The following is a 25,566-nucleotide window of genomic DNA, read 5'->3' as shown; positions in this document are numbered from 1 at the left end:
CTTAGGGATGTAACACGGGCTTGTTTTTGTTGCAAGCCCGTGTGTTTTTTATACTTTAATCTTTTGAGCAACTAACAACTCATCTAGTCCTTCCATAGCCATAGTTAATCCTTCTTTCATGCCCATCTGCAGGATCGCTTCCAGCTGAGCCAGGTCTTCGTAAACAACTACAGAAGTTACTAAGGTATTTTCTCCTTTTGTTTCGAAGGACGCGTCCCATTTAGACTGCGGAAGTTCTGTGTTGATATTACCTTCTGAATCTGCAAATGCATCTACAGCGGTATAACCTTTTTGATCCTGTATAGTGAGGTAATCCATAACTGCCCAATGCTCTTCACCTTCGGGACCAACCATGGCATACATCCAACGGCCGCCAGGTCTGAAATCCATTGATTTCGTTTTGGCTTTCCATGGTTTTGGTGCCCACCACTGATCCAGGTATTCACTTTTAGTATAGGCATCCCAAACTTTTGGTAATGCTGCTGCAAATTCTCTTTCTACTTTGATAGAATGGTTTTCCTTATCTACAGAAAAGTCCATGAATAAATTGTTCTCCATTTTTGATGATATTTGATGCTTGTTTTTTCATTTTTATCTGCCAGCTGCTACAGGTTTTACTTGCTGGTTTTGATGTGCGGCACGTGTACCATTGTTACATTTACCCAGCAACATATAAATTACGATGAATATAATGATGGTCGAAAGGCAACCCCCGCCTAGTTTTTTTGCACCCCATGCGGCGATGATTGCTCTGAAGAATTTATTCATGGCTGTAGTATTAACATGTACTGATCTCGATTAATATTTGATCTGGTCGTAAATCTGGTTGGAGTATAACACAGCTGATGAGGAATAAGTTTTCTTTCAAATAACTATTTGTGTTTGCTCCCCAACAAACTTACCTTATTCAACCATGATGCCCTTTTCGCCGGATCTGCTGTTTTGATAATCCCGATAGCGGTAACCTTTACTGGTTTTATTCCACAGAATTCCAGTGTGCTTTTTTTTAGTTGGTTGATGCTGGGGTTGCCATAAACCAATCGGTAATACCAGGCAGGCTGATCAATCGTGGTGATGATCCTTGCAGTTTTTCCAACCAGAAGCTTATCCCACCACAATGAATTCTCTCTGTATTTATAGGTTAGTCCTGGAAGAAATAACCTGTCGATAAAGCCTTTCATGATTGCCGGGAAGCCGCCCCACCAAACGGGATGTACCCAAACTAAATGATCCGCATGTTTTATTTTATCCAGACTGGCAAGCAGGTCGGGTTCCAGTTCCATACGTTTGGTATAACCATATTGCAGGTTAGGATCGAAGTTCAGCTCCGCAATATTAAGTGTTGTTACTGATGCACCGCTTTGCATAGCTGCTTCCTGATAAGCTGTGGCCAGGGCGTAGCAGAAGCTGTCCTTGTTCGGGTGCCCGTTAATAATTAATATGTTCTTTTTGTTTCCTGGGCTTTGCATATTGTCCTGATTTAATGTCGGGACAAAGGTATCTGCTGTTCATCCCGACTTACAGGACATTTGTCTAATATTGAATTTCTTTTCTTAAGCGGCTAAGGTGACGTGGAGTAATCCCAAGATAGGAGGCAAGGTATTGTAATGGGATCTGTTGAACATAGTCCGGTTGATTTTCTAATAAATCAATATATCTCTTTTTCGCTTTGTCTTTTTGAAATACGAAGAGTCTTTTCTCCAGCTCCAGGTACTGCAACTCGGCGATGATTTTAGAGAATCGAATCCAGTTAGGGCTGCTTTCCTGTAGCTTGTCAATATCGTGTTTTTGGATGATAAGCAACTCGGAGTCCGCTATAGCTTGAATGTTCTCTATGGTTGGCATACCTGTAATAAATGCAGAGTAGGCGGTCATCAGCGCGTTGGGGAAGCTGATGCAATAAGTCATTTCCTCTCCGGACTCCGTTGTGTAAAAGGATCGGAGTATACCAGTGTTAATAAAGGCTACTTCTTTGCTGAATTTTCCCTCGCTAATAAAAAATGCTCCTTTTTTTAAATGTCTTTTAACGAGAAGGCTTTCAAATTGCGAAATTTCGTCAGAAGTTAATACCTGAAATGAGGTTAGGAATGCTTTGATCATTAGATTAATGGCTGTTTTTGATAGGTTTTAAACACAGTCGAAAATAAGATGTTTTTTTGTCCTTTATTAATGAATTTTATATTCAATATAAAATTAACATAAGTGTCTGTATGTTAATTAATTGAATTATTTGGTTGCTTAATTTCACAATTATTTTACTTTTGATACAAGAATATTCCATTATTGAATGGTAGCTTTGCCATAATTGACGATTATTCGCATTAAAGGGTTAGCCTATGACCCGATGAAGCGAGTGATCTGGTTTCCACTATTGTTTAAAATAATATGTTTCTAATCGTGAAAAATTATCGCCAACTCTTCAAATATAGGCTCAATCTGGTTTCTAACCAACATTTCAGTGTGGTAAGAAATTCATAGCGTCCTGGCTAATTTGTTTTTTGATTTAATCCTGTGTTTATCGGCGGGATATCCCCAATTTATTTTAACGTATATAACAACTCTATCTAAATAGAATAATTTCATGAATAAAACAGTTAAGCATTTTGCCGTGTTTATTGGGTTGCTATTTGCATTTAGTGCAAAAGCTCAGGTAGGAATAGGCACAAGCACTCCGGATGCGAGCGCTCAATTAGAAATACTCTCTACTTCTAAAGGTTTGCTTATCCCAAGAATGTCATTTGTACAACGTAGTGATATCAATAACCCCGCCAATGGTTTATTGATCTATCAAACAAATGATTCCCCAGGGTTTTATTTTTATAGTAATGGACAGTGGCAAAAGCTGGCCAACAAAAGTGATTTGACTTCCGGCGGTAGCGGCACGAGTGGAAATACCATTCTAAGTGGAAATTCGGCACCTTCAACCGGAATAGGAAAGGATGGAGATTTTTATCTTAACCTAACAAACACGACTTTATTCGGACCAAAAGTTTCAGGAAGCTGGCCTTCTAATGGAATATTATTAGTCGGACCAAAAGGAGATAAGGGCGATTCGGGGAATTCGGTGCCTGGTGGCGGAAAAACCGTTACCTCTGGCGGAACCATAGATATTAAAAATGGTAAAGACGCAGTATTGACAGATCTTGTGCTTGATCTTGCTGATCATGCAGTAACCTCTGCTAAAATTGTTGATGGCGCAATTGAAAACGCAGATCTTAATAAGCTGATGATCCCATTAAGTGGATTTGGCGCTCCACTTAAAAATATTGCAATGGGGGGCTTTAGACTTACCAACCTTGCAAATCCAACAAATAACCAGGACGCGGCAACTAAAAAGTATGTAGATGATAAATTAGGTGCAGGCGCCGGAGAATTAAGTCTGAGTTTCGATGCAAACTATAATTTAGGTATTAAAGGCGGGAATTCAGTAAGTCTGAATGACCTTAATCAGTCACTAAGTCTTGCCGGAACAGTGCTTTCCATTTCAGGGCCTAGAAATAGTCATGTTGACCTTGCCGGATTACTTGGCGGTGGCGGTGGTGGAACCGGCGGACTGACTGCAGTTCAACACAATGCTACCTTAACAGGAAATGGTACACTCGCAAGCCCATTGGGTCTTTCAACAACTGGTGTAACGCCCGGAAAATATACTTCTGCAAATGTGACTGTGGATGCAAACGGACGAATCACTGAAATCGAAAATGGTACCGGCAGCGGTGGTGGAACAGGTAGCGGAAGCGTAACTTCTGTGAGTGTTATGCCGGCAAATGGATTTACAGGTACAGTAACGAACGCGACAACCACACCTGGAATTACGTTAGGTACTACCATTACCGGTATTTTAAAAGGTGAGGCTGGTGCAATAAAAGCAGCATCAACAACAGGAACAGGAGATGTTGTGCTGGCTGATGGCCCTACCATTAATAATCCTACATTGACTGGTACTGTCACGGGAAATATTTCAGGAACTGCAACTAATGTTACCGGGGTTGTTGCCATTGCAAATGGTGGTACTGGCGCTAATAACGCTGCTGATGCCAGATTAAATTTAGGTCTGGGTGAAGTAGAGAATACAAAGGATCTGGATAAGCCGGTTAGTACGGCTACTCAAACCGCTTTGGATGCTAAAGAGGATAAAGCCAATAAAAGTACTGATCTGGTTTTAGATGCAACTTCAAATGTAAAATACCCAACTGTAAATGCAGTTAAAACATATGTTGATTCAAAAGCAGGTGTGGTAGATGCAACAACTGCTGTTAAAGGAAGAATCATGCTATCAGGCGATCTTGCTGGTACAGCTGATGCTCCGGTTGTAAAAGCAGTAGGTGGGGCAATCGCAAGTGATATTAAAACAGGAGTTGATCTGGCTAATGCGGCGACCCCTCAAAATATAACGGGAACCATCGTGATGAGAGATGGGCTTGGCAATATAGAAGTAGGTACAGTAACAGGTAACTTAAATGGAAATGCAACTACAGCAACCACAGCAGGTTCTGTTAGCGGAACTGTGATGGTTCCTAATGGCGGAACCGGAATTACTGCCTACACGCCTGGAAACTTCATCAACGCTTTAGATGCGACTACGCTACAGGAAAGGACTCCTCAGCAAGTAAAAGAAGCTTTAGGTCTGGATCTGGTTAATAATACTTCTGATGCTGCAAAGCCTGTAAGTACGGCAACGCAGACTGCTTTAGATCTGAAAGAAGATAAGGCTAATAAAATTACAGATGGTACGTTTTCTGCAAATTCGGATACCAACTATCCATCGGAAAAAGCGACTAAAACCTATGTAGATAAAAAAGTAAATGATGCCGTTATCGGTGCTGGCGGCGTGCCGGATGCTACAACAACCATAATTGGTAAAATACAGCTTGCCGGAGATCTGTCGGGTGTTGCTTCAGCACCAACAGTGCCGGGACTTGCTTTAAAAGAACCGCTAATCACAAATCTGCAGGCTGTAAGAGGTGGTACGGGGATGACCAGTTATACTGCAGGAAACTTTATTAGTGCAGCATCAGGTACTACTTTGCAGCAAAGAACACCAACGGAGGTAAAGGTAGATTTGGGACTGGATAACGTAAGTAATGTTAGTGATTTGCTAAAACCAATTAGTACTGCAACACAGGCAGAGTTAGATAAAAAGATAAATCTTACTGAAAAAGCAGCAGTGAATGGAGTTGCTACATTAGATGCTACGGGAAAAATTCCTGTAACACAAATTCCTTCACTATCCTTCGCATCTGTTAATGTTTTTAGTACTGAGGCAGCTATGCTCGCATTAAGCGGTGCGCAGGTAGGTAGTACGGTTATCCGGACTGACATTAGTAAGAGTTTTGTTCTAGGTGCTACGCCTGCTTCTGTTTTGGCTAACTGGAAAGAAATTTTAACGCCAACGGGTACCGCGGTACAAACGGTAAACGGAGTGGCTGGACCTGATGTGGTATTGACCAAGACAAATATAGGCCTGCCTAATGTTGACAATACCAGTGATATGGGTAAGCCGGTGAGTACGGCTACTGCCACAGCTTTAACGGCTAAAGAGGATAAAATAAATAAAAGTATAAGCATCAGCACTGATGGTGCTTCAGATACCAAATACCCTTCTGTAAAAGCGGTTAAGACTTATGTCGATGCTTTGTCTGCCGCAGGTTCACCTGATGCAAGTACTACCGGAAAAGGTATTTTACAATTGGCGGGGGATCTGGGAGGAACCGCTACAGTACCTAAGGTGTTGTTGGTTGGCGGTTCTACTGCAACTAATATTAATGCAGGGGAGATTCTTGCAAATGCTGCTACTTCTAATAATACACCAAATACGATTGTAAAAAGAGATGCCTTAGGTAATTTCACTGTTGGGACTATTACCGGTAACCTGATTGGTAATGCATCAACTGCAACTTCCTTAAGTGGAACAGTTGGCGTGGCTAATGGTGGTACGGGACTGAATTCCTTAACTCCTGGAAGTTATTTATACGCTGCTACAGCTACTTCAATTGGACAAAAAACACCTACTCAGGTAAAAACTGATCTGGTTCTTAATAATGTAGACAATACAAGTGATTTATTAAAACCAATCAGTACGGCAACCCAAACGGCGCTTGATCTGAAACAGAATATTGCAAACATCAGTAATAACATTGCTGGTGATGCCAGTTCTACAACAAAGTATCCCTCAGTAAAGGCGATGAAAGATTATGCCGATGGGATGGTATCTGGAGGAGGCTCACCTGCAACGACGACTACAAAAGGTATTGTAATGCTTGCTGGTGATTTAAGTAATACCGCTGATGTGCCTAAGGTAGCGACAGTAGGTGGCTCTACGGCCGCTGCAATCAATACAGCTACAGTGGCAGCGAACGCAGCTACCAACGTGGCTACACCTAGTACGATTGTTAAAAGAGATGCATCTGGAAACATTTCTGCAAATTTTAATGGTCCTTTAACTGGTAATGTTACGGGGAATGTGACAGGTAACGTTACAGGTAATGTAACTGGTACTGCTGCCGGTCTCGCAGGTGTTACTGCTAATGGAATTTTAGTCCGCACCTCTGCTACTGCGACTACATCACGTAGTATTGCAGGTACAGCAAATGAGATTACAGTAACCAACGGAGATGGTGTTGCAGCTAATCCTACTTTAGCATTAGCTAATTCTGGTGTTACTGCAGGAAGCTATACCTCAGCTAACGTTACCGTTGATGCGAAGGGAAGAATTACAGCTGTTGCAAACGGATCAGGTGGCGGTGCTGCTGTGGCAACTAATTTAGGCTATACGTCATCAGCGACAAATGGTGTGATTACTTCTACTTCAGGAGCGCTGACTGGAACTTCTGCTACTATTCCATCAGCTACAACACTTGTTGCAGGTGTAATGCCAGCGGCCGATAAGGCTAAGCTGGATCAATATCCGGTAGTAGCTGCGGCAGATGCGACGAAGGTTTTGACGGCTAACGCTGATGGAACTGCAAAATGGGTTGCTCCGGCAACTGGTGGTGGCAGTGGTGGTGGTAGCATTCAAACGTATCATCCTAGTGGAAATAACCGTGTAACAGTTAAAGCAACCGGTCCGGGTGTTACAGTTCAACTTAAAGCTGGAAGTAAATCTGACGGGTCAGCATCTGGGTTTAACAATCGTATAGAATTTGGTGTTCCTGATGGAGTAACGCTACTATCATTTCAAATCTTGGGCGATACGGAATTTTTAGGAGGGCCAGCAGGGGGGAACGCACCATTATATATGAATATTGATGTAGTATACGCCAATATGAATATAAATACTAGTGATGAATCAACTTGGATAATGCCTATGTCGGTTTTCTTGTGGGACAGAAGTACCGCAGGTGTTATAAGGAATTTATTGCTTAATCTTTCATATACATATTCGTTACCAGATTTTGGTAATAATTCTTTGAAATCCATTATGACGATTCCCAAGAAATTTGTATTCACAATGAGTTTTTAAAATACCTAAATGACTAAATCATTTTTGTTCTAGTAAAAATCAGATGAGGCCAATCCAATATATAATATTAGTGATGTTATTAATGCTGTTTAGTTATAATAGCAGGGCTCAGTCACGGCTCAATGGAAGGTTTTATATTAGTGGTGCAAGTGAGACACCAACGTCTCCAGCTTCTAATTATTCTATCGAAGGGGTATTTACCGATATGACGTTTATTCATACCGCTAATGATATTGTTGCCGGTGATATGATCAGCGATGTAGATGGACGAATATTTAGAATAGATAAAATTACTGCTCCGGTTCAAGGATCCAGTATAACTGTGGATGTTACCTATATTTCTGGTGCGCTGGAGGAATGGAACATAGCTCCAGCAATGTATGCAACAGGTACTTTATTTCGTCCAACAGAGAATGGATATCCAATGGTGACAAATGATCCTGAGTTTGTTAATGAGGCGCTAAAAATAGCAGTACTAAACTCCGCTATTATTAGTATCGATAAAGACATTCGAGGATTTAAATCCGGAACTGAGGGTGAAATGCCGCTTGCGCCCAAGGCGGGTGATCTTTTCTACAACGTTACTGAGAAAAAACTATACGCTTACACAGCCGATGGCTGGGTGCCTGTTGGAGGTGGAGTAATTGCCTCCGGAACAGTGGATCAATTCCCGAATCCTGCAAAAGCGGGAGAGATGTTCCTGAATAAGGATGACAATAAAACTTACATCTACAATGGTGCCCTATGGCTAGAACTTTCTACCAATGGTTCTACCCCTAGCGCCAATATTAACCCTGACCCTTCTAAGGTAAGTGTTAAGGAAGGCGATTTGTTCTATAACATATCAGACCACAAACTGTATGTTTATAATGGTACAGTCTGGATGTCGATCAATAACATATTGCGTAACGGCCAGATCTTCGTTGGTAATGCTTCCAATACACCAGTATCTGTCGCACTAACAGGAGATGCAACCATCACCAATATCGGTAAGCTGACCATTCAGCCACTTGCTATTACAGACGAGAAACTAGATAAAGCAAACATACCCTTGAGTGGCTTCGGTATTCCCCTGGACAATGTATCCATGGGAGATGCCACTACAAATTTTAAAATCATTAACCTTGCCAATCCTTCTGCTAATTCAGATGCAGCGACAAAGGGCTACGTAGACGCTTTAGTGTCTACTCCTGGTTCCATGGTTTTAGCCAATAACAATTTGCTGGTTGGTAACAGTTCCAACAAAGCGATAGGGGTATTGAAGAGTCTCATTCCAATCAGTGGCTTCGATAAAGCAGGAGCCAACGTGTCAATGGGAGGCGGAACACCGGTAACCAACTTCAAGATTACGAATATGGCTGACCCTACTTCAGCCCAGGACGCGGCAACTAAGGCTTATGTGGATGGAAAACAAGTTAATGCTGCGAATATTCTATTGCCAACAGGAAATCTCCTTGTCGGCGATGTAGCCGGAAAAGCAGCTGCTGTATTGAAAAATACAGTGTCACTGACAGGATTTGGCGCACCTACTGCCGATATTGCCGCAGGAGGTTTTAAAATCACCGGGCTGGCTAATCCAGTAGATGCTCAGGATGCCGTTACCAAAAATTACATCGATACTAAAACCTTTGATCCAGCCAGTATTAATCTGGGTACTGATCTTTTTATGATAGGTGATGCCACCGGAAAAGCTACGGGTATCGCAAAAAATACCATTTCATTGAGTGGTTTCAAAGACCCTGCTGCTGATATTTCACTTGCTGGTTTTTTATTGACAAACATTGGCGACCCATTGGCGGAAACTGATGCTGCGAACAAAAAGTATGTCGATGGTCTTTTTGCTACGCCTTCATCAATACTCGCCCTACCTAGCGCGAATATGTTTGTGGGTAACAGCACAGGGAAAGCAACGGCAACACCGAAAATTCAGGTGCCTTTGAGCGGTTTCGGTAAAGCTACAGAGAACGTAAATATGGGGGATGCGGTAAGCCAATTCAATATCAGTTTCCTGAAGGATCCGCTCCTTGCACAAGATGCAGCAACTAAGAATTATGTGGATACCCAGATATCAACTCCCGGCCTGTTAACATTATCAACAGATCATATTTTTATTGGCGACGCCTTAAATAAAGCAACTGGTGTGCTTAAAAATACTATACCGGTAAGTGATTTTGGTGCGGCAACAGCAAATATGGTGATGGGTGACGGAACAACTAATTTTAAAATTACGAGCCTTGCCGAGCCTACCGCAGACCCGGATGCCGCGACAAAAAAATATGTAGATGCAGGCGTTATTGCTGCAGCTGCAGCCGGTAAAGATAATCTTGGTAACCACGAAGCTGCTGCAAACCTTAAACTTTCAACATATTCTATAAGTAGTAATGGCGCTGCTGGACAAGGCCTAAGTTTCGATACGCAGGGGAATGCAAGCTTCGGACAGGATGCAACGATCAACGGAAATTTTTATACACCATCAGATAGAAACCTGAAAACGCATATTGAAACACTAACTACTGTTTTGCAAAAAATTGATCAGATCAGGGGAGTAAGCTTCGAATATAAAGATCAAACTAAATACGCGACAGGTATAAAAATAGGGGTAATCGCTCAGGAGCTTCAAAAGGTGTATCCAGAGATGGTAACCAAAGGAAAAGACGGCTACCTGAAGGTCGACTATACCCAGCTTACCGGTATGCTGATCCAGGCCGTAAAAGAACAACAGAAAGAAATTGATGCATTGAAAATCCGCATGGATAAGCAACAGGAACAAATCAATAGTATCCTGAAAAAAATGAATTAAAAGATTAGGCGAAATGAAAAAACTCATTATATCGATTTTTATTGGCTTTTCACTGTTTGCCGGCGGCGATGTAAAGGCGCAGCTTAACATTGGCGCTGAAGGGATGTTCGTTCTTGAAGGAACAGTGTTCCATACGGAAGGCTTAACGTTGGTTCCATCCAAGGATTGGGGGATGAACAACCTGAGCATCAATAAACAGCTGCAGACCGTCATCTGGCCGAAGTTCAATAGCATCCAGCGGGTCTATCGTTTCAGTAGAGCGGCGAATTTTCAGGGGGAGCTGGCTTTGAACTATGAGAACGTGGAACTTAATGGAAATGACGCTAAAAACTTAGTGTTGGCCTATTCAAAAGCAACCAGTAATAACTATAAGGATTTTACACTGATAAAAGAAAGTGTGGTCGACCCTTTGGCACGATATGTTGGTCAGCTTTTTACAGATCCGATTACTTTTTCTGATTTAACTGCGGTAAGCATGGAATCTTCGGGTGTAGCTCCTTATACAGAGTTGCTGGCTAATAACATGATCACCCCGAATGGTGATGGTGTGAATGATACCTGGATTGTTAAAAACATCCATTTGTATCCTAACAATGAGTTGAAGATTTATGATCGGGATGGCCGGTTGGTTTTCGATATGATTGGGTACGACAACACATGGGGTGGCATGTTTAACGGAAGTCCATTATCGGAGGATAGTTATTACTATGTCCTGTATTTCGATTCAGGAAAGGCTAAAAAGGCAGGGTTTATCTCAATCGTTAGGGAATAAATAAAATGAAGAAATTGGCAATGAAGAATAGAATGAATATGGTGTTATTTGCTGCGCTTGGTATTTGTGGCGCATTGGCAATTGCGCTTCCGGCATCGGCACAAATCAGACCGTTAGGTACGCAATATTACGAAAATCAATATATGAGTAATCCTGCCTTTGCAGGGATGGGCGAGGGGTTGAATGTAAATCTCAGTTACCGCAATCAATGGCGTACTATTCCGGGTTCTCCGGTTACCATGGCTTTTAGTGGCGATTACCGCTTTGAAAAAGTAGGGGTAGGGCTTACGGTTTACAATGATAAAGCCGGACTGATCGGGCGTACCCGTGTAATGGGTAGTTATGCTTATCACCTGCCATTGAACGGAGAAAATAAAAACCTGCATTTCGGCCTTTCCCTGGGTGTGATGAAGGAAAACCTGGACAATAATAACATTATTGCTGAACCGGATGACGCCCTGGCTCAGCGCTTTAACCAGCGTAAGCCTTTTATTGATGGCGATTTCGGTATTGCTTATACCAACGAAAGATTTACCATCCAGGGGGCATTACCTAACCTCTCGAAATTCTTGCAGAAGGATGAGTTGAATATGATTGATGGCTCAACTTATTTTGCTGCCATGTCGTACAAGATCGGAACATCACTGGATGTGGTGTCTATAGAACCTAAAATCAGTTTCAGGGGAGCTAAAGACATCGAAAGTATCTGGGATGTGGGTACAAACCTGAAGTTGGAAAACAATATCCTTTCTTTCATGGGGATGTATCGCAGTGATAAGAGTTCCGTTTTTGGTGTAGGCGTAAACTACGATAAGTACTTTATACAATGTTTTTACACCAGTCAGCTTGCCGGAGATCGCATGCGTACCGGTGGTGATTTTGAGCTGAACTTAAAAATCAACCTGTTTAAACCAGAGAAATAAAATATTGTTAATGGGTGGCTGTTAAATCAGCCATAGCAGGTAGCCGAGCAGGGAACCTCCCAGTACAATAAACGCGCTGTTCAGCTTTTTGAATTTCAAAGTAATAGCGAAGCCCAGCATAGCAATCAGGATCGTTTTCCAATCTGCGATGGAGGTTTTAGCCATATCTGCGCAAACAACCAAAATGAGGGCTACTGATACAATATTTACGGTGTCTAAAAATGCCGACATGATTTTGGATTTTCGCAGTTTTGGTATCAAGGGGTTAAGAAAGGATACGAATAAAAATGAAGGAAGGAATATGCCTATTGTTGCGGCTATTGCTCCCGGCAAACCGGCGATTTGCCAACCAATGAAAGTGGCGGATGAAAAAACTGGCCCGGGGGTAAACTGACCTACAGCAATGGCATCAATCAATTCCTGTTTGCTCAGCAGTCCTGTACTCACCAGTTCCGTATTTAGAAAGGCAAATAGGACATAGCCACTTCCGTATAGGATGGCACCTATTTTAAGAAAAATCCAAAACAGCTTCCAGTTGAAGGAATCAGATGAAAATATGCTGGCCTGGAATAGTAAAAATGGGGCAAAGCTGTTCAATGATTGTCGGGACTTAGCCAAATGGATTAAAATGCCGGCTAAACCTCCGCCAAAAAGTATATAAATTTCGTTGATCCCATACCATGCCAGTACCGCTGCAATCACTCCAATGATACCCAGTTCTATCGTCTTTAGTGCTTTTTTTCCCAGGGAGATCATCATGGCAACAATTACAGCTATTATGGCCGGTTTGATGCCGTAAATAAATGGAGTAACCTCCGGTAGCTTTCCATATTGCTGGTATGCCCAGGCAAATATGGCGGTAATGATTACTGCGGGAAAAATAAAGCACAGACCTGCTACAACGAGACCTTTCCAGCCCGCTCTTTCATGACCAATATGCATGGTCATTTCCGTTGAATTGGGCCCCGGTATCAGATTGGTTGCGCTTACAAGGTCCAGAAAGTATTCGTGAGAAAACCATTTGCGTTTTCGCACCACCTCTTCTTCCATCATGGCGATATGCACTGCAGGGCCACCAAAGCCAATACAACCTAGTTTAAGAAACAGTTTTGCTATTGCTATTAATGGTGTTTGCTTAATTTTTAGAGCATTCATTCTCGGCATTAAGGACTATATGGTTGATCATCACATGACTGGTATTTGCTGCAATTGCCATATCTATATAGGATATTTCAGTGTCGTGCTTTTTAGCAGCATTAATCCATGCAATATCATGTGATTTTATAACCAGTTCTGCGAAACTCAGTTCCTTGTTGGCTTTTATAGAATTAGTGATTACTTCCAGATCGGTTTCTGCAAGCTCATTAATATCCGCCGCTTTTGTTGCCTGGATATGAGGAATATTATCTTTCCGGCTAACAGAGAAGGCTGTAAACATTTCAATGGCTTCGGCAAAAGGATGAACACCTTTTTCAGCAGCCTTAAATAGGCCATAAAGAAAAGATGGAACAGGACCAAGTTTTGTCGCCTGATAGCTGTCACCAGTGATGGGCCTTCCGAACTGTTTAAGGTGCTCCTGATCAGCAAAGTATAAAATTTTAAAAATCTTATGGGAGTCTGTCTCACCCAAATGGTTTAGAACATACAGGGCGGCATTAAGTGTCTTGGTTTTGTTTACGTTAAATCCTTGCATACCATGAAGATAATAAATTCTACTAAAAAAAGTACCTTTACATCAAAGGTTCCATCTGACAATTGAATAACAAAAAATAACTAGATGAATTTAAACCAAAATGAACAAAATGAACAGCCGGAACGCTACCCTGTTTCGTTAAATTTAATACAGGATAGTAGGGTATTTAACTCTCGGGGTTTATGAGAAATTATGAACATGTTTCTGATATGGAGCTGGTATATCTTTTGAGGTCGGGCAGCGAAGCTGCATTTGCAGAAATTTATCAACGCTATCAGCCCTTATTATACAACTATGTCTATAGGAAGCTTCAGGACAAAGAAGAGGCGAGAGACGCAGTTCAGGATGTATATGTTAATTTATGGAAGTGTAAAGACGATTTTCCTATAATGACAACGCTATCCGGCTATCTGTTCAAAGCGACTTTAAACAAAGCATTAGGCATTTTCAGACATAAAAAAATTACCTGGGCACATGAGGCCTCTTTTAAAGAAACAACGAATAATACCTCTTCAACAGATTATATGATCAGAGAAAAGGAAATTAAGGAAACGATACAAAAAGAGATTGATGCATTGCCTGGAAAAATGAGGGAAGTATTTTTGCTGAGACACAAAGATGGTTTAAGTAACAAGCAAATCGCCGCTACCCTTACATTGTCGGAACATACCGTTGCTACGCAAATAAAAAATGCTTTAAGAGTGCTACGTTCTAAACTTGGGATTGTTGTTTATTTGGTGTATTTGGCGCATCTGGTGGAAAAATAAAAATATTCTATTTCCATCTACCCGATTTTAGTATTTGGCACGTCTTGACCTGTGATGTGAAAAAATAACCCAAAACTGAAATGAATAACGATCTTAAAAACTTAATTAAAAAAAACAGTGAGGGAAAGTGTACTGATGAGGAACAGGCAAAACTTCAGAGGTGGTTTCACAACTTTAATGCTGATCAGCCAACAGATCTGACAGAGGAAGATCATCATGACGCTAGTCATAAAATATGGTCAGCTGTGTCTTTTCAGTCCGCTCTTCCATCAAACCTGATTCATAAACCCAGATCTTATCCTTTTGTTAAAGTCGTTACTATGGCTGCCGCTGTTGCTGCAGTTGTTTTTGGGCTCTTTTTCCTCCTTAAAAAGGATAACTCTGCAGTCGAAAACTATGCAAATGATGTAAAACCGGGCTCTAATCAGGCAACGCTGACTTTAGCAGATGGTAAAACAATCAATTTAGCGGAAGCCAAAAATGGGCAACTTGCCAAAGACCGCAATGTTGAAATTATAAAAATGGCCGATGGGCAATTGCAGTTTAGATTTAATGCTGATGATATTTCAAAACCTACCCGCGTAAAAAATGAAGGTGCTTTAAACTTAATGGTTACGCCCAAAGGTGGTCAGTATAGTATTTCCTTACCTGATGGTACCAATGTATGGGTTAACGCAGGATCAAAGATCCGTTTTCCATCTAATTTTGAGAATTTATCGGAACGCAGGGTGTATCTCAGTGGTGAAGCTTATTTTGAAGTAAAGCCAATGCGAGCTGTTTATGGGGATCAGCGCGGTCCAAGGCCAGTACCGTTTAAAGTAATTACCGACAAACAGGAACTAACTGTATTGGGCACACACTTCAACATCAACAGTTATGATGACGAATCCTATACCAAAACAACGCTTCTTGAAGGATCCGTTAAAGTATCGGCTAAAGGCGGGTATGCCATCCTTAAACCGGGGCAGCAATCTGTTACCAATGGCTCTGCTTTTGAATTGAGCGCAGCCGATATAGAAGAAGCTGTAGCCTGGAAAAATGGGGAATTCATGTTTGCAAAAGAAGAACTGGGAGGCATCATGAAGAAAATCTCACGTTGGTACAATGTAGAGGTGGTGTATGCCGACCCACAATTGGAAAATAAAGTCTTTAATGGAACAATTTCGAAATTTAAAAATGTCTCTCGAGTATTGAAGATGCTGGAAGCAACTGGGGAGGTTAAATTCAGGATCGAAGGAAGGAGGGTAACCGTAATGCGTTAAAAAAGGCCAGTTGTGCGCTAACACATCTGGCCCAATGTTGCCTATTATTGAATTAATCAGCTATCAACCAACAGACAAGCAAACTTAGGGAATTTTGTACAGTATGCAAAATAGCTTTTCATCGAGCCTCTAAGCCTTGTTTTAAACCCGATGAAATGTCAAAAATTAACTACCTGAAATGGGATGTACTCATGTGGTATATCCGTAAAATTTTATTTTACATGCGGCTAACCACTGTCATAATTTTAGCTCTCGTTGTTCAATTAAGCGCTGCAGACGGCTCTTTTGCGCAAAGGCTTAACTATAATAAAAAAAACACAACGATTAAGGAGTTGTTTCGAGAGATCAAACGACAAATGGACTATAATGTAGTCTGGTATGAGGACCGGCTAGCCTCCGACATGCCCCTGGAGGCTAAATTTAAAAATGCCTCCATTAAGCAGGTCCTGAAAGTTGCGCTGCATGGTACTCCGGTAAACTATGAAATCATTGATAACAATATCATCATTAAGGAGGAAGAAGAAACCCTGATTGATGGTGTGTTGGAGTTTTTTTCGAATATTGACGTCCGTGGCCGGGTGGTTGATGAAAATAATGGGCCTTTAGTGGGTGCAGTTGTAAAGATTAAGGGAGCAATAACTGCCACAGTAACCAATGCTAATGGAGAGTTTGGGGTAAAAAATGTTGGCGAGAATGAAATCCTGGTTATCTCTTTTGTCGGATATGAAAGGAGGGAAATAAAGGCAGCCGAAAGGTTGGGAGATATAAAACTTATACCAAGTAATGATAAACTCCAGGAAGTTATTATCAATGCGGGGTATTATACGGTGTCGGAACGAGAGCGGACCGGAGCGATTTCTAAAATTACATCGAAAGAAATTGAGAACCAGCCCGTAAATAATGTTCTGCAAGCGATGCAGGCGAATATTCCGGGGGTGCAAGTTATACAGAGTACGGGTATGCCCGGTGGTGGTTTTACCGTTCAGATAAGAGGGCAGAATAGTTTAAAGCAGGGGAACCAACCTTTTTATATTATTGATGGTGTTCCGTTTCTAGCGGTACCTATCGGAGGTTCAAGGGATGGGACCTTTACGACTAGAGAGTCGAGCCCGCTTACGAGTATCAATCCAAACGATATTGAAAGTATTGAGGTGCTAAAGGATGCAGATGCCACCGCAATCTATGGCTCAAGAGGAGCAAATGGAATAATCCTGATTACCACCAAAAAAGGTAAAATCGGGAAAGCAAAAGCATCCTTTTCTGCCAGTCAGGGTATTGCAAGGGTAGGTAAGAAATTAGACCTGATGAATACTGCTCAGTATCTGGACATGCGCCGGGAAGCGATGGCAAACGATAAAGTGGCAGCTTCTGCGACAGATTATGATATAAATGGCACCTGGGATCAAAATAGATATACCGATTGGCAAAAGGAATTAATAGGCCGAAACGCACCCACAACGAATATCCAAACCTCATTCTCAGGGGGCGCGAGTAATATCACCTATTTAATTGGTGGAGGTTATTATAGAGAAGGGACCGTATTTCCAGGTGAAAGCTCATTTGGAAGAAACTCAGGGAACTTTAGTATTCAATATGTTTCTGATAATAAGAAATTCAATGCGGCATTTGATGCAAATTATAGCCAGGTAGATAATAGTTTGATTAGTACCGATTTAACCCAATTCATTAAACTAGTACCAAATTACCCGGCTTTGCTGGATGAAAGGGGAGAATTGAACTGGGCAAATAATACCATGTATTCCAATCCTATTGCCATTACCCGCCAGCCTTATGATACAAAAACGACTAATTTGCTTGCTAATGCTAAGTTGAGTTATAGTATTATTCGGGATTTAAAGGTTAAAGCGAGTATAGGATATACCATTATGAACCGAAATGAGACCAGTCAGCTTCCTTTAAGTACTTATAGCCCGATTCTTAATCTGAATTCAGAAAGTCGGGTTTCTTATTTCACTAATAACTCAGCCAATAGCTGGATTGTAGAGGGACAGGCCGACTGGATTAAAAAAATTGGTACCGGTAAGTTGAGTATGCTTTTGGGAATGACTTTACAGCAGAGTTTAAGGGAGGGGCAGGAAATTAGAGGTTCAGGATTTACAAGTGATGCCTTGATGGGGAATATTGCTTCAGCATCATTGTTCTCAATTTCTCAGCGATCTTATTTACAATATCGTTATGCTGCATTATATGGACGTTTAAACTATGCCCTTCTGGATAAGTATATCATTAATATGACAGTAAGGAGAGATGGAAGCAGCCGTTTTGGTACAAATAAGCAGTTCGCTAATTTTGGAGCAGTCGGAGCCGCCTGGATCCTCAGCGAGGAAGGATTTGTAAAAGACCAGCTTCCTTTTATCAGCTTTGCAAAATTAAGAGGTAGTTATGGTATTACCGGAAATGACAATATACCTGATTATGGTTATTTAAATCTTTGGAGAACAAACACTAATACCTATCAAGGTGCTGCTACTATAATTCCTCAACAATTGGCAAATCCAAACTATGCCTGGGAAGTAAATAAAAAAGCAGAAGCAGCGTTTGAGATAGGTTTTTTTAAGAACAGGATCAATCTTTCTACCAGCTATTACAGTAATAGATCATCCAGTCAATTGGTTTTTCAGACAATTTCACCAAGCACAGGATTTGGCGCTATAACTGATAATTTACCTGCAACGGTAGGCAATACCGGCTGGGAGTTTGATTTAAGAACAACAAATATTTCAGCAAGATCTTTTAATTGGTCGACATCTTTCAATTTAACGATTCCCAGAAACAAGTTAATTAGTTACCCGGGAATAGAAAGCAGTGGTGATAACAACCTGTATGTAATTGGGAAATCGCTTTCTATTTTTAAATCTTATCATACAAGTCTAGATTCACAAACAGGATTGTACACCATTGAAGATTACGATAAGAATGGTGTATTCGATTCGAGGGATATGTATGTCATTATTTCCAGGGGCCGTAAATTTTATGGTGGTTTGCAAAACTCGCTTTCCTATAAAGGAATAGCGCTTGATTTTCTTTTGCAATTTGTTAAGCAGACTGGCGAAGGCGGTTTTAACAGTTTTACCACCCCTGGACGCTTTGTTGTGCTTAATCCTGTTGATAATCAATTAAATGCGCTTGGTAATCATTGGCAAAATCCAGGGGATGTTTCAATCTTGCAGAAATTCAGCACATCGACTACTGCAACCGCCAGCTATACTAATTCAACAACAAGAGGAAGCCAGGCTTTTGGGGACAATTCGTTTATAAGGTTAAAGAGCATTTCTCTTTCTTATAGTCTACCTGTTAAGCTTATTCAAAGGCTGAAGCTTAATGATTTCAGATTTTTTGTGCAAGGTCAAAATGTGTTCACCATTACCAGATATAAGGGACTTGATCCGGAAATTCAAAGGCCAAATAATCTGCCATCGCTCCAGGTCTATACAGCCGGGTTACAAATAACACTTTAATATTAGCTGTCATGAAAACGATAATAAAAATAAGATTTGTATTCTTCTTGCTGTTTGTAATGGTTTGTACTTCCTGTAAGAAATTCCTGGAAATACCTCCTCCAAAAGACGCGATAAAGCCTGAACAGATATTTGAAAATAATGAAACAGCTACATCTGCAATTACAGGGATTTATAGCAGGATGGCCGTGTCTACTTCAGTCTTTGGTGGAGGGCTAAATTCTGTTGCAGTCATTAATGGTTTTTCGGCGGATGAATTTAAAAGTCATGGTGCAACATACGATGAGTTATATAAAAATGAAATACAAACCAGGAGTACTTACACATCCAGTTTATGGACTGAACCGTATAGATATATTTATACTTCAAATGCAATATTGGAAGGACTTCCTTTATCTAAGGGCGTTACTGAAAACATTAAAAAGCAGATTGAAGGTGAAGCGAAGTTTGTTAGGGCTTTTTGTTATTTCTATTTGCTGAATAATTTTGGAGACGTTCCCTTAAATTTAACGACTGATTATAGAATTAACGAAATAGCAAGCAGATCACCAAAGGAAAAGATCTATGCTCAGATCATTGCTGATCTTATAGATGCCGAAATTTTACTTTCTTCCAATTATATCTCTATTGAACGCATAAGGCCTAACCAATGGGCTGCAAAAGCATTGCTTTCGAGAGTTTATCTCTATATGGAAAAATGGGATCTTGCTGCGCAAAAAGCGACAGAAGTCATCAATCAAAAGCCTATGTATTCGCTTATCGACGATTTGGATAAAGTATTTCTAAAGAACAGTACGGAAACAGTTTGGCAATTGATGCCCACCGCAGGAGGTAATACCAATGAAGGGGCCTTCTTTATATTGAATGCTACTCCGGCTACGACGTCTCTTTCCCCTGATCTTATTTCTAAATTTGAGTCTGGAGACAATAGAAGAGTAAAATGGGTAGGAGAATATAGTAATACCACTGGTAAGTACTATTATCCATTTAAATGCAAAATTAGGACCACTACAGCCACAACGGGGATTGCCGAATACTCAATGGTCATTAGGTTGGCTGAACTGTATTTAATCAGAGCAGAAGCCAGAATTCATGCTAATGAAATTCCATTAGGTATAGCTGATTTAAATATACTTCGTAAGCGGGCAAGAGCGTTACCTACAACCGCAATTCCTTACCCTTTGCCTGACATCCTTTCAACTTTAAGTAAAGCCGACGCCTTACTGGCCGTAGAAAAAGAAAGAAAGATTGAACTATTTTCTGAATGTGGCCACAGGTGGCTTGATTTGAAAAGGACCAACCGGGCAATATCTGTTCTTGCGCCCTTAAAAGGAGCAACCTGGCAGAATACAGATGTGTTGTATCCTATTCCTGATGCTGAGCGGAGTAAAAACCCTAATATGGGCCAAAACCCAGGCTATTAGTAGAAATTAAATCAACGAAAGATGAAAAAGCTATTGAGTGGTATACTATTGCTTTTATGTGTTGCTGCGGTTAAACTACACGCACAGGAAAGAAAAATTGAATCGCCTTGTTTTTCCATAAAGGCTGACTTAAATGAACCCATGCCAGATAGTTTGGTGGTCCTTTTTTTTAAAGGGATTGTTAATGGTAATTATGGAAGAGAAATTATAAAAATTAATAAAACAAGTTCAGATGGGACGTTTAAATTTGTCCTTTGCGGAAATCAACCTCTTTCTCCATTTACACTGCAGTTTTTTTATAATAAAGAAGTTGTTCGAAAGTGTGATATCTATTATGCTGAGCCCTCAGATCGAATCACTATTGGTGTTAAAAAAGGTAAAGATAATGGAGACCATTACATCGGTGGTTTAATGTTTTCAGGTAAGGGGGCAGAAAAATATAGGGTTGGCAACCTTTTATACCAAATCAAGGCGGATGCTTTTAAAGGGATAATGGATCTTCCGAATCAATATGTAAAGGATAAGGGATGGAAATTGGAATCTCCGGACTATTATAAAACATTTGAGTTTAAAAAAATGCTTAACGATTTACATGAATGCGTTAGTTATGGTATGAGTAGTGCCCAGGATACCTTATTTAAATATGAAAAGCAATTGGGGAAGAATATCACTAACTTTTATCATTATGAACTTACTTGTTATTCTTATTTCCGTCATAAGATGCAACAGTTCTTTAAGCATGCTAATACTGAGGGTGGTAAGCAAGCAATCGCCGATTTTTATTTTTCAAATGTAGATCTTTTAAGACCAGCTATGCCAAAGTCGTCTTTGTTTAAATATGCTGTTCAATATAGGCAACAACTGAGCATTGACATCATGGATGAAACAAATTTTAAAACGAATGGCAAGGGCTATCCATTTTATGTACAGTATAATGCCATCAAAGAAACTAAAAATACAGCGTTACGGGATAATATGATTACTAATCTTTTTAAAGTAACGGGGTATCAAAAGTACATCAATAATAAGGGAAGTAGGGATTCCTGTCTGAATGATGCTTTGAGGATTGTGAAGAATCCGGAACTAAGGGCTATTCTTAAGCATCAGCTTTTGTTTGGGGCGGGGGCTAAAATGTACGATTTTTCATTTCAAGACACAGCAGGTAATCCAGTGACCTTAGCTGATTTAAAAGGGAAGGTGTTTATTATAGATTTCTACGGTTATGGATGTGGCCCCTGTTCAATATTTGCAAAACGTTTTGAGAACGATGTTTATCCTGAATTTGCAAATAATCCTGATTTCAAGGTGCTTAGCGTAAACGTAGACAAAACAAAGGAGAGTTGGTTAAAAGCTATAAAAAGCGGACTTTATACTCAGCCAGGCTCAACAAATCTTTGTACTGGTGTAGCATTTAACCATCCCATTTTTAAGAAATACGAAATCCAGGGTGTTCCATGGGTATTACTTGTAGACAAGAATGGCAGAATTGTAGAATATAATTTACAATCGATGGGGCCATTATCAATTAAGGAAATGATCCGAACTGCATTTAATGAGCAGGTTAGCAAGTGATTTTTAATCCAGATTAGCGTGTGTTTAAGTCGAACATTACCAGTGTATTATGGTATAATGCTATCAGGGAGTTCTTATAAACTCTAAATGCAGTTAGTGATTTTTTATCTACTCTGGGTAAATAAAAACTAACTGTATATTGTCCGTTTTTCAAGTCGTAAACATCGATTACCTGAGAGTTGTTGAAATCTTCACTGGTCTCGTTATCCGCTTTTAAATTGGAGTGCATATATACTTTATCTGCTGTCATGCAAATCCTTTTATTGACCACGTTTGGAGGTGTTGAAGGAACTGCTTTATTTATTTTTTTTCCATTGACAAGTTGTGTTGCATGTTTCAGTTTGATTTTAGCGTATTTAACTGTGTCAATTGTTTTTGCGTGATAAACTACATTTAGCAAGGTGTCCAGGCAAATAAATTCTCCCCTATAATAAAACATATAAGTCAATAGCTTCGCATCAGTATCATAGCTTAATTGCCCGTCTGTACAATAGTATCCATCAATTTGCTTCTCGGGTAGATAGCTATATAGCTCTTTACCTTGCCAGTTTACTCTTTTAAGCTCTTTTCGTTTAGCTTTTCCTTCCATTTTTTTTGAAACAAAAACAAAAGAATTTGGATTTAGTATTTCGGAATTGTAAAAGGGAGTACGATCCAGCTGGCTTGTTTTTAAAGATTTTGGGTTAGCATTTGTAGCGTAAGCTGCCGCTGTTCTACCGGTTAAAAGAATTTTTGAGGATCCTATAAAAGCTAACTTGTTCAGGCCGAAAAGTTTTTCTTTGTCTGTAGGGAACGGTAATTTGTATGTGTTTTGACTTTTAAAGTCAGTTGTAATGGTTGTGATTTCGTATGGTTTAAGCGCATTGTAAATCGTAATAATTTCAGGGCTTATATCAGCTATAGCATAACTATTTTGAACCAGCACAGCTTTTCCTTTTAATAGGATTTTCTCTTTGGAAAATGTTCGAACGAAGCCATTTTTTACATTTGAATTTCTATTTGAATAAATGTAAAGCACTATCATGCTCAAACAGCTTAGACAAAGGACCAAACTTATTATTATAACTTTTTTCTTCATGATTTATTTGATCATCTGTAAGTTTTTTAAGATTAGGATTACAAAATGTAAGCCTAATCTTAAAAATAATTAGGGATTAATATTATCTACATACTGAAGATCGTATGCTCCGGCAGGGGCTTCCTCGGCAGAGCCAGCCAGATAGAACGTTCCAACAACTTCGGTACCACATAATGGTGCGGCGGCGATTGTACAGTTAAACTCATCTGGTCCGAATTGAGTGGTGCTGTATTGTGCAAATGCTCCACCTATAGCTACCATAGCTAATGCAGCGATAAAGAATAGTTTTTTCATTTTTTTATTTTCTGATTTAAGGGCCTACTCTTACGGTTACAGGTTTTCGGCATCCCCTGATTCAATTGGCCAAAGAATATCATAAGAGGCTTCGTGAGCCTTTGTTTTGTAGTAAAATGCCTGCAATAGCTAATAGTGCAAATACGATGTTAAATATCAAATGCGCTGTCCAGCCTAAATTTTGCAATACTCCGCCACAGGCGCATGGTATATGATTTGTAAAGTTTAAAATGGCTATAATGTAAGCGGTAAACAGGCACATGAGCATTAATGCTGCATACAAGCCTATTATGCGGACTCTATTAATCAGGAGTATAATAGAAATGATAATTTCCAGGGCTGGTACCATCCAGACCAATAGGTTTGCATAATCTGTGATGATTGGCGATTTACTTATCTGAAGTTGAAATTTATCATACTCTATTAGTTTGCTCGTTGCAGTATACAAAAAGAGTAGCGCATACAAACAGGCTATGATGTCAGCAATATTATTTTTCGTCTTATCTGAAATGTTGAAGCGAGATTGTTTATTAATTGTCGTTTCCATTTTGATAACTAAACCTTATTAATTTTGTACATACATACGGTCATATACCTCAAATTCTAAAATTGGAAAGATATCGTTTGCATGGAAAATGTGTGGGTATCCGTATTCTCCACCACATGTTGGATTTACATCTAATGTACAGTTAAATTCAGACGGTCCGCCTTGAATATGAGTGTATTGTGCAAATGCTCCGCCTATAGCTGCCATAGCTAATGCAACGGCAAGGAATAAATTTTTCATATTTTTGATTTTAAATGCCTACTCATAAAACTCTATTAAAAAAGAGCCCGGGCTAATTCCCTTATTTAGCCCGTGGCTCCAGGGATGATTATATTTCCGTTTTGTTATACCTAATTTGAGGACTATTTTTTTCAGTTCAAATGGACTTCCCTCTCAAAAAATCTGAAGTCTTAGCAGGTTGATTGTCGTTAAAGTCCACCTTTTTTGGAAAATATTTCATCTTCATCTACCCGATTTTAGTCTCTGGTGTGTCTTAACATCAGATTTGAAAAAATATCCCAATTCTGATTGGATAATGATCAAATTAAGACATTTAAAATATTTAACGCTCTCTTGTAAAGTATGTTAAATAATTTTATAATAAAGCAGAAAAAAGAACGGAGCATGAGCGCATTAGCTAGCTATCAACCATTAATTGGCTCTCACCTTAACGTTCCTGGCAAAGAAAACAACGATGCTTGTTCTCTGATAAATACTTATAGTACCATCTCAAAATACTTTCCCGATATCTTCAGATTACGGGGCGGTAAAGGTGATTATAACCAACGAAAGCAGCACCTGAAGACCTCGCAGCACTCTAAATGTAATATTCTAAAAATATCATCCCTGATTGATTTGGATACGAACATTTAAGAATACGAAAATGACTGATTATAAAGAACTTTCTGATGTCGAATTAGTAGACTTGCTAAGGACTTCAGATCATAGTGCTTTCAATGAAATAGTAAAGCGCTACAGTGGTTTGCTAATTAATTTTGCATACAGAAGAGTGGCTGATTTACCATTGTCGGAAGATATAGTGTGTGATGTTTGGGCAGATTTATGGGAAAAACGTCTGGAGTTAGTAATTCACAAGGGATTAGAACCCTTTATTTTTACAGCTGTTAGAAATCGTGTTTTAGATCACCATAGACATCAAAAGGTATCCCAAAAATACATAGACAATTTTAGGGATTTTCTATCGGAGGAATATAATAAAACAGATCATTTGGTAAGGTATAATGATTTGCTGACGCTAATCGAGCGCGAAATTGCTGCACTTCCTGAAAATATGAGAAAGGTCTTTGAACTGAATAGAAAAACGGATATGACACGCAAAGAAATAGCCTTGAGTTTAAATATGCCAGAAAATTCGGTTAAAAGTAACATGCAGCGCGCTTTAAGAATGCTAAGAAGTCAGTTAGGTCATTTTTTAATTATTCTCATTTATCTCGTATTTGAAATTTAGCTTATTTTTTTCGTATCAATGCGTA

General features: G+C 39.9%; 20 protein-coding genes. 10 read left to right on the top strand and 10 right to left on the bottom strand.

What is annotated here, in order from left to right:
- Positions 1 to 48 precede the first annotated feature (48 nt).
- From B9A18_RS14360 to B9A18_RS14350, 4 genes are all read right to left on the bottom strand, one after another.
- Complete coding sequence (locus B9A18_RS14360) at positions 49 to 558, bottom strand: SRPBCC family protein (protein WP_084290018.1); 510 nt, start codon at positions 556 to 558, stop codon at positions 49 to 51.
- A 33-nt stretch (positions 559 to 591) separates the two neighbouring features.
- Entirely contained in the window at positions 592 to 768 is a 177-nt protein-coding gene (locus tag B9A18_RS25310) for a hypothetical protein (protein WP_200816365.1), read from the bottom strand.
- A 104-nt stretch (positions 769 to 872) separates the two neighbouring features.
- A complete protein-coding gene (locus tag B9A18_RS14355) occupies positions 873 to 1,469 on the bottom strand; it encodes an NAD(P)H-dependent oxidoreductase (protein ID WP_084290017.1) in 597 nt (198 codons plus the stop codon).
- A 64-nt stretch (positions 1,470 to 1,533) separates the two neighbouring features.
- Entirely contained in the window at positions 1,534 to 2,100 is a 567-nt protein-coding gene (locus B9A18_RS14350) for a Crp/Fnr family transcriptional regulator (RefSeq protein WP_084290016.1), read from the bottom strand.
- 481 nt (positions 2,101 to 2,581) lie between these two features.
- Here B9A18_RS14350 and B9A18_RS14345 point away from each other — a divergent pair, with 481 nt between their 5' ends.
- From B9A18_RS14345 to B9A18_RS14330, 4 genes are all read left to right on the top strand, one after another.
- Complete coding sequence (locus B9A18_RS14345) at positions 2,582 to 7,462, top strand: beta strand repeat-containing protein (RefSeq protein ID WP_084290015.1); 4,881 nt, start codon at positions 2,582 to 2,584, stop codon at positions 7,460 to 7,462.
- A 73-nt stretch (positions 7,463 to 7,535) separates the two neighbouring features.
- Entirely contained in the window at positions 7,536 to 10,262 is a 2,727-nt protein-coding gene (locus B9A18_RS14340) for a tail fiber domain-containing protein (RefSeq protein ID WP_159452667.1), read from the top strand.
- Positions 10,263 to 10,275: 13 nt separating this feature from the next.
- Positions 10,276 to 11,034 carry a T9SS type B sorting domain-containing protein gene (locus tag B9A18_RS14335; protein WP_084290013.1) on the top strand — a complete coding sequence of 253 codons (759 nt, stop codon included), beginning with the start codon at positions 10,276 to 10,278 and terminating at the stop codon, positions 11,032 to 11,034.
- Positions 11,035 to 11,054: 20 nt separating this feature from the next.
- Entirely contained in the window at positions 11,055 to 11,957 is a 903-nt protein-coding gene (locus B9A18_RS14330; protein WP_084290110.1) for a PorP/SprF family type IX secretion system membrane protein, read from the top strand.
- A gap of 21 nt (positions 11,958 to 11,978) precedes the next feature.
- Here B9A18_RS14330 and chrA read toward each other — a convergent pair whose 3' ends face one another.
- Together chrA and B9A18_RS14320 are read right to left on the bottom strand one after the other, a co-directional pair.
- Positions 11,979 to 13,112: a chromate efflux transporter gene (gene chrA / locus B9A18_RS14325; RefSeq protein WP_084290012.1), complete on the bottom strand. Its 1,134-nt coding sequence runs from the start codon at positions 13,110 to 13,112 to the stop codon at positions 11,979 to 11,981.
- On the bottom strand, positions 13,093 to 13,650 hold the full coding sequence (locus tag B9A18_RS14320; protein ID WP_084290011.1) for a Panacea domain-containing protein: 558 nt from the start codon (positions 13,648 to 13,650) through the stop codon (positions 13,093 to 13,095). The genes chrA and B9A18_RS14320 overlap by 20 nt, the downstream gene beginning before the upstream one ends.
- 182 nt (positions 13,651 to 13,832) lie before the next feature.
- Between B9A18_RS14320 and B9A18_RS14315 the strand changes: the two genes are divergently transcribed.
- From B9A18_RS14315 to B9A18_RS14295, 5 genes are all read left to right on the top strand, one after another.
- Positions 13,833 to 14,417, top strand: a complete 585-nt coding sequence (locus tag B9A18_RS14315; RefSeq protein ID WP_084290010.1) for an RNA polymerase sigma factor — start codon at positions 13,833 to 13,835, stop codon at positions 14,415 to 14,417.
- An 80-nt stretch (positions 14,418 to 14,497) separates the two neighbouring features.
- Positions 14,498 to 15,679 carry a FecR family protein gene (locus B9A18_RS14310; protein WP_084290009.1) on the top strand — a complete coding sequence of 394 codons (1,182 nt, stop codon included), beginning with the start codon at positions 14,498 to 14,500 and terminating at the stop codon, positions 15,677 to 15,679.
- A 155-nt stretch (positions 15,680 to 15,834) separates the two neighbouring features.
- A complete protein-coding gene (locus B9A18_RS14305) occupies positions 15,835 to 19,158 on the top strand; it encodes a SusC/RagA family TonB-linked outer membrane protein (RefSeq protein ID WP_084290008.1) in 3,324 nt (1,107 codons plus the stop codon).
- Between the two features lie 11 nt (positions 19,159 to 19,169).
- Positions 19,170 to 20,582 (top strand): RagB/SusD family nutrient uptake outer membrane protein, encoded by a 1,413-nt coding sequence (locus B9A18_RS14300; protein ID WP_084290007.1) that lies wholly within the window; start codon positions 19,170 to 19,172, stop codon positions 20,580 to 20,582.
- 21 nt (positions 20,583 to 20,603) lie between these two features.
- Complete coding sequence (locus tag B9A18_RS14295) at positions 20,604 to 22,154, top strand: TlpA family protein disulfide reductase (protein WP_084290006.1); 1,551 nt, start codon at positions 20,604 to 20,606, stop codon at positions 22,152 to 22,154.
- A gap of 13 nt (positions 22,155 to 22,167) precedes the next feature.
- Here the strand turns inward: B9A18_RS14295 and B9A18_RS14290 are convergent, their stop codons facing one another.
- The 4 genes from B9A18_RS14290 to B9A18_RS14275 all read right to left on the bottom strand — a co-directional run bounded on the left by B9A18_RS14290 (position 22,168) and on the right by B9A18_RS14275 (position 24,313).
- Positions 22,168 to 23,178 carry a hypothetical protein gene (locus B9A18_RS14290; RefSeq protein ID WP_084290005.1) on the bottom strand — a complete coding sequence of 337 codons (1,011 nt, stop codon included), beginning with the start codon at positions 23,176 to 23,178 and terminating at the stop codon, positions 22,168 to 22,170.
- A 123-nt stretch (positions 23,179 to 23,301) separates the two neighbouring features.
- The gene (locus B9A18_RS14285) at positions 23,302 to 23,526 is read right to left on the bottom strand and encodes a hypothetical protein (RefSeq protein ID WP_084290004.1); all 225 of its coding nucleotides are present in this window, start codon (positions 23,524 to 23,526) and stop codon (positions 23,302 to 23,304) included.
- Between the two features lie 79 nt (positions 23,527 to 23,605).
- On the bottom strand, positions 23,606 to 24,073 hold the full coding sequence (locus tag B9A18_RS14280; RefSeq protein ID WP_084290003.1) for a MauE/DoxX family redox-associated membrane protein: 468 nt from the start codon (positions 24,071 to 24,073) through the stop codon (positions 23,606 to 23,608).
- 18 nt (positions 24,074 to 24,091) lie between these two features.
- Positions 24,092 to 24,313 carry a hypothetical protein gene (locus B9A18_RS14275; protein WP_084290002.1) on the bottom strand — a complete coding sequence of 74 codons (222 nt, stop codon included), beginning with the start codon at positions 24,311 to 24,313 and terminating at the stop codon, positions 24,092 to 24,094.
- A 643-nt stretch (positions 24,314 to 24,956) separates the two neighbouring features.
- On the opposite strand from B9A18_RS14275, the gene B9A18_RS14265 reads away from it, so the two are divergent.
- The gene (locus tag B9A18_RS14265; RefSeq protein WP_084290000.1) at positions 24,957 to 25,541 is read left to right on the top strand and encodes an RNA polymerase sigma factor; all 585 of its coding nucleotides are present in this window, start codon (positions 24,957 to 24,959) and stop codon (positions 25,539 to 25,541) included.
- Positions 25,542 to 25,566: the final 25 nt, after the last annotated feature.

This window comes from Pedobacter nyackensis (assembly GCF_900176505.1).
GTDB classification, from domain to species: Bacteria; Bacteroidota; Bacteroidia; order Sphingobacteriales; family Sphingobacteriaceae; genus Pedobacter; species Pedobacter nyackensis.
This window is presented reverse-complemented; position numbering and strand designations above follow the sequence as displayed.

Bases quoted from the DNA above. Each gene is read 5' to 3' on its own strand.
- B9A18_RS14310 (WP_084290009.1), top strand. From the start codon at position 14,498: ATGAATAACGATCTTAAAAACTTAATTAAAAAAAACAGTGAGGGAAAG.
- B9A18_RS25310 (WP_200816365.1), bottom strand. From the start codon at position 768: ATGAATAAATTCTTCAGAGCAATCATCGCCGCATGGGGTGCAAAAAAA.
- B9A18_RS14265 (WP_084290000.1), top strand. From the start codon at position 24,957: ATGACTGATTATAAAGAACTTTCTGATGTCGAATTAGTAGACTTGCTA.
- B9A18_RS14330 (WP_084290110.1), top strand. From the start codon at position 11,055: ATGAAGAATAGAATGAATATGGTGTTATTTGCTGCGCTTGGTATTTGT.
- B9A18_RS14285 (WP_084290004.1), bottom strand. From the start codon at position 23,526: ATGAAAAAACTATTCTTTATCGCTGCATTAGCTATGGTAGCTATAGGT.
- B9A18_RS14340 (WP_159452667.1), top strand. From the start codon at position 7,536: ATGTTATTAATGCTGTTTAGTTATAATAGCAGGGCTCAGTCACGGCTC.
- B9A18_RS14320 (WP_084290011.1), bottom strand. From the start codon at position 13,650: ATGCAAGGATTTAACGTAAACAAAACCAAGACACTTAATGCCGCCCTG.
- B9A18_RS14360 (WP_084290018.1), bottom strand. From the start codon at position 558: ATGGAGAACAATTTATTCATGGACTTTTCTGTAGATAAGGAAAACCAT.
- B9A18_RS14295 (WP_084290006.1), top strand. From the start codon at position 20,604: ATGAAAAAGCTATTGAGTGGTATACTATTGCTTTTATGTGTTGCTGCG.
- B9A18_RS14355 (WP_084290017.1), bottom strand. From the start codon at position 1,469: ATGCAAAGCCCAGGAAACAAAAAGAACATATTAATTATTAACGGGCAC.
- B9A18_RS14300 (WP_084290007.1), top strand. From the start codon at position 19,170: ATGAAAACGATAATAAAAATAAGATTTGTATTCTTCTTGCTGTTTGTA.
- B9A18_RS14280 (WP_084290003.1), bottom strand. From the start codon at position 24,073: ATGGAAACGACAATTAATAAACAATCTCGCTTCAACATTTCAGATAAG.
- B9A18_RS14345 (WP_084290015.1), top strand. From the start codon at position 2,582: ATGAATAAAACAGTTAAGCATTTTGCCGTGTTTATTGGGTTGCTATTT.
- B9A18_RS14335 (WP_084290013.1), top strand. From the start codon at position 10,276: ATGAAAAAACTCATTATATCGATTTTTATTGGCTTTTCACTGTTTGCC.
- chrA (WP_084290012.1), bottom strand. From the start codon at position 13,112: ATGAATGCTCTAAAAATTAAGCAAACACCATTAATAGCAATAGCAAAA.
- B9A18_RS14275 (WP_084290002.1), bottom strand. From the start codon at position 24,313: ATGAAAAATTTATTCCTTGCCGTTGCATTAGCTATGGCAGCTATAGGC.
- B9A18_RS14315 (WP_084290010.1), top strand. From the start codon at position 13,833: ATGAGAAATTATGAACATGTTTCTGATATGGAGCTGGTATATCTTTTG.
- B9A18_RS14350 (WP_084290016.1), bottom strand. From the start codon at position 2,100: ATGATCAAAGCATTCCTAACCTCATTTCAGGTATTAACTTCTGACGAA.
- B9A18_RS14290 (WP_084290005.1), bottom strand. From the start codon at position 23,178: ATGATAGTGCTTTACATTTATTCAAATAGAAATTCAAATGTAAAAAAT.
- B9A18_RS14305 (WP_084290008.1), top strand. From the start codon at position 15,835: ATGTCAAAAATTAACTACCTGAAATGGGATGTACTCATGTGGTATATC.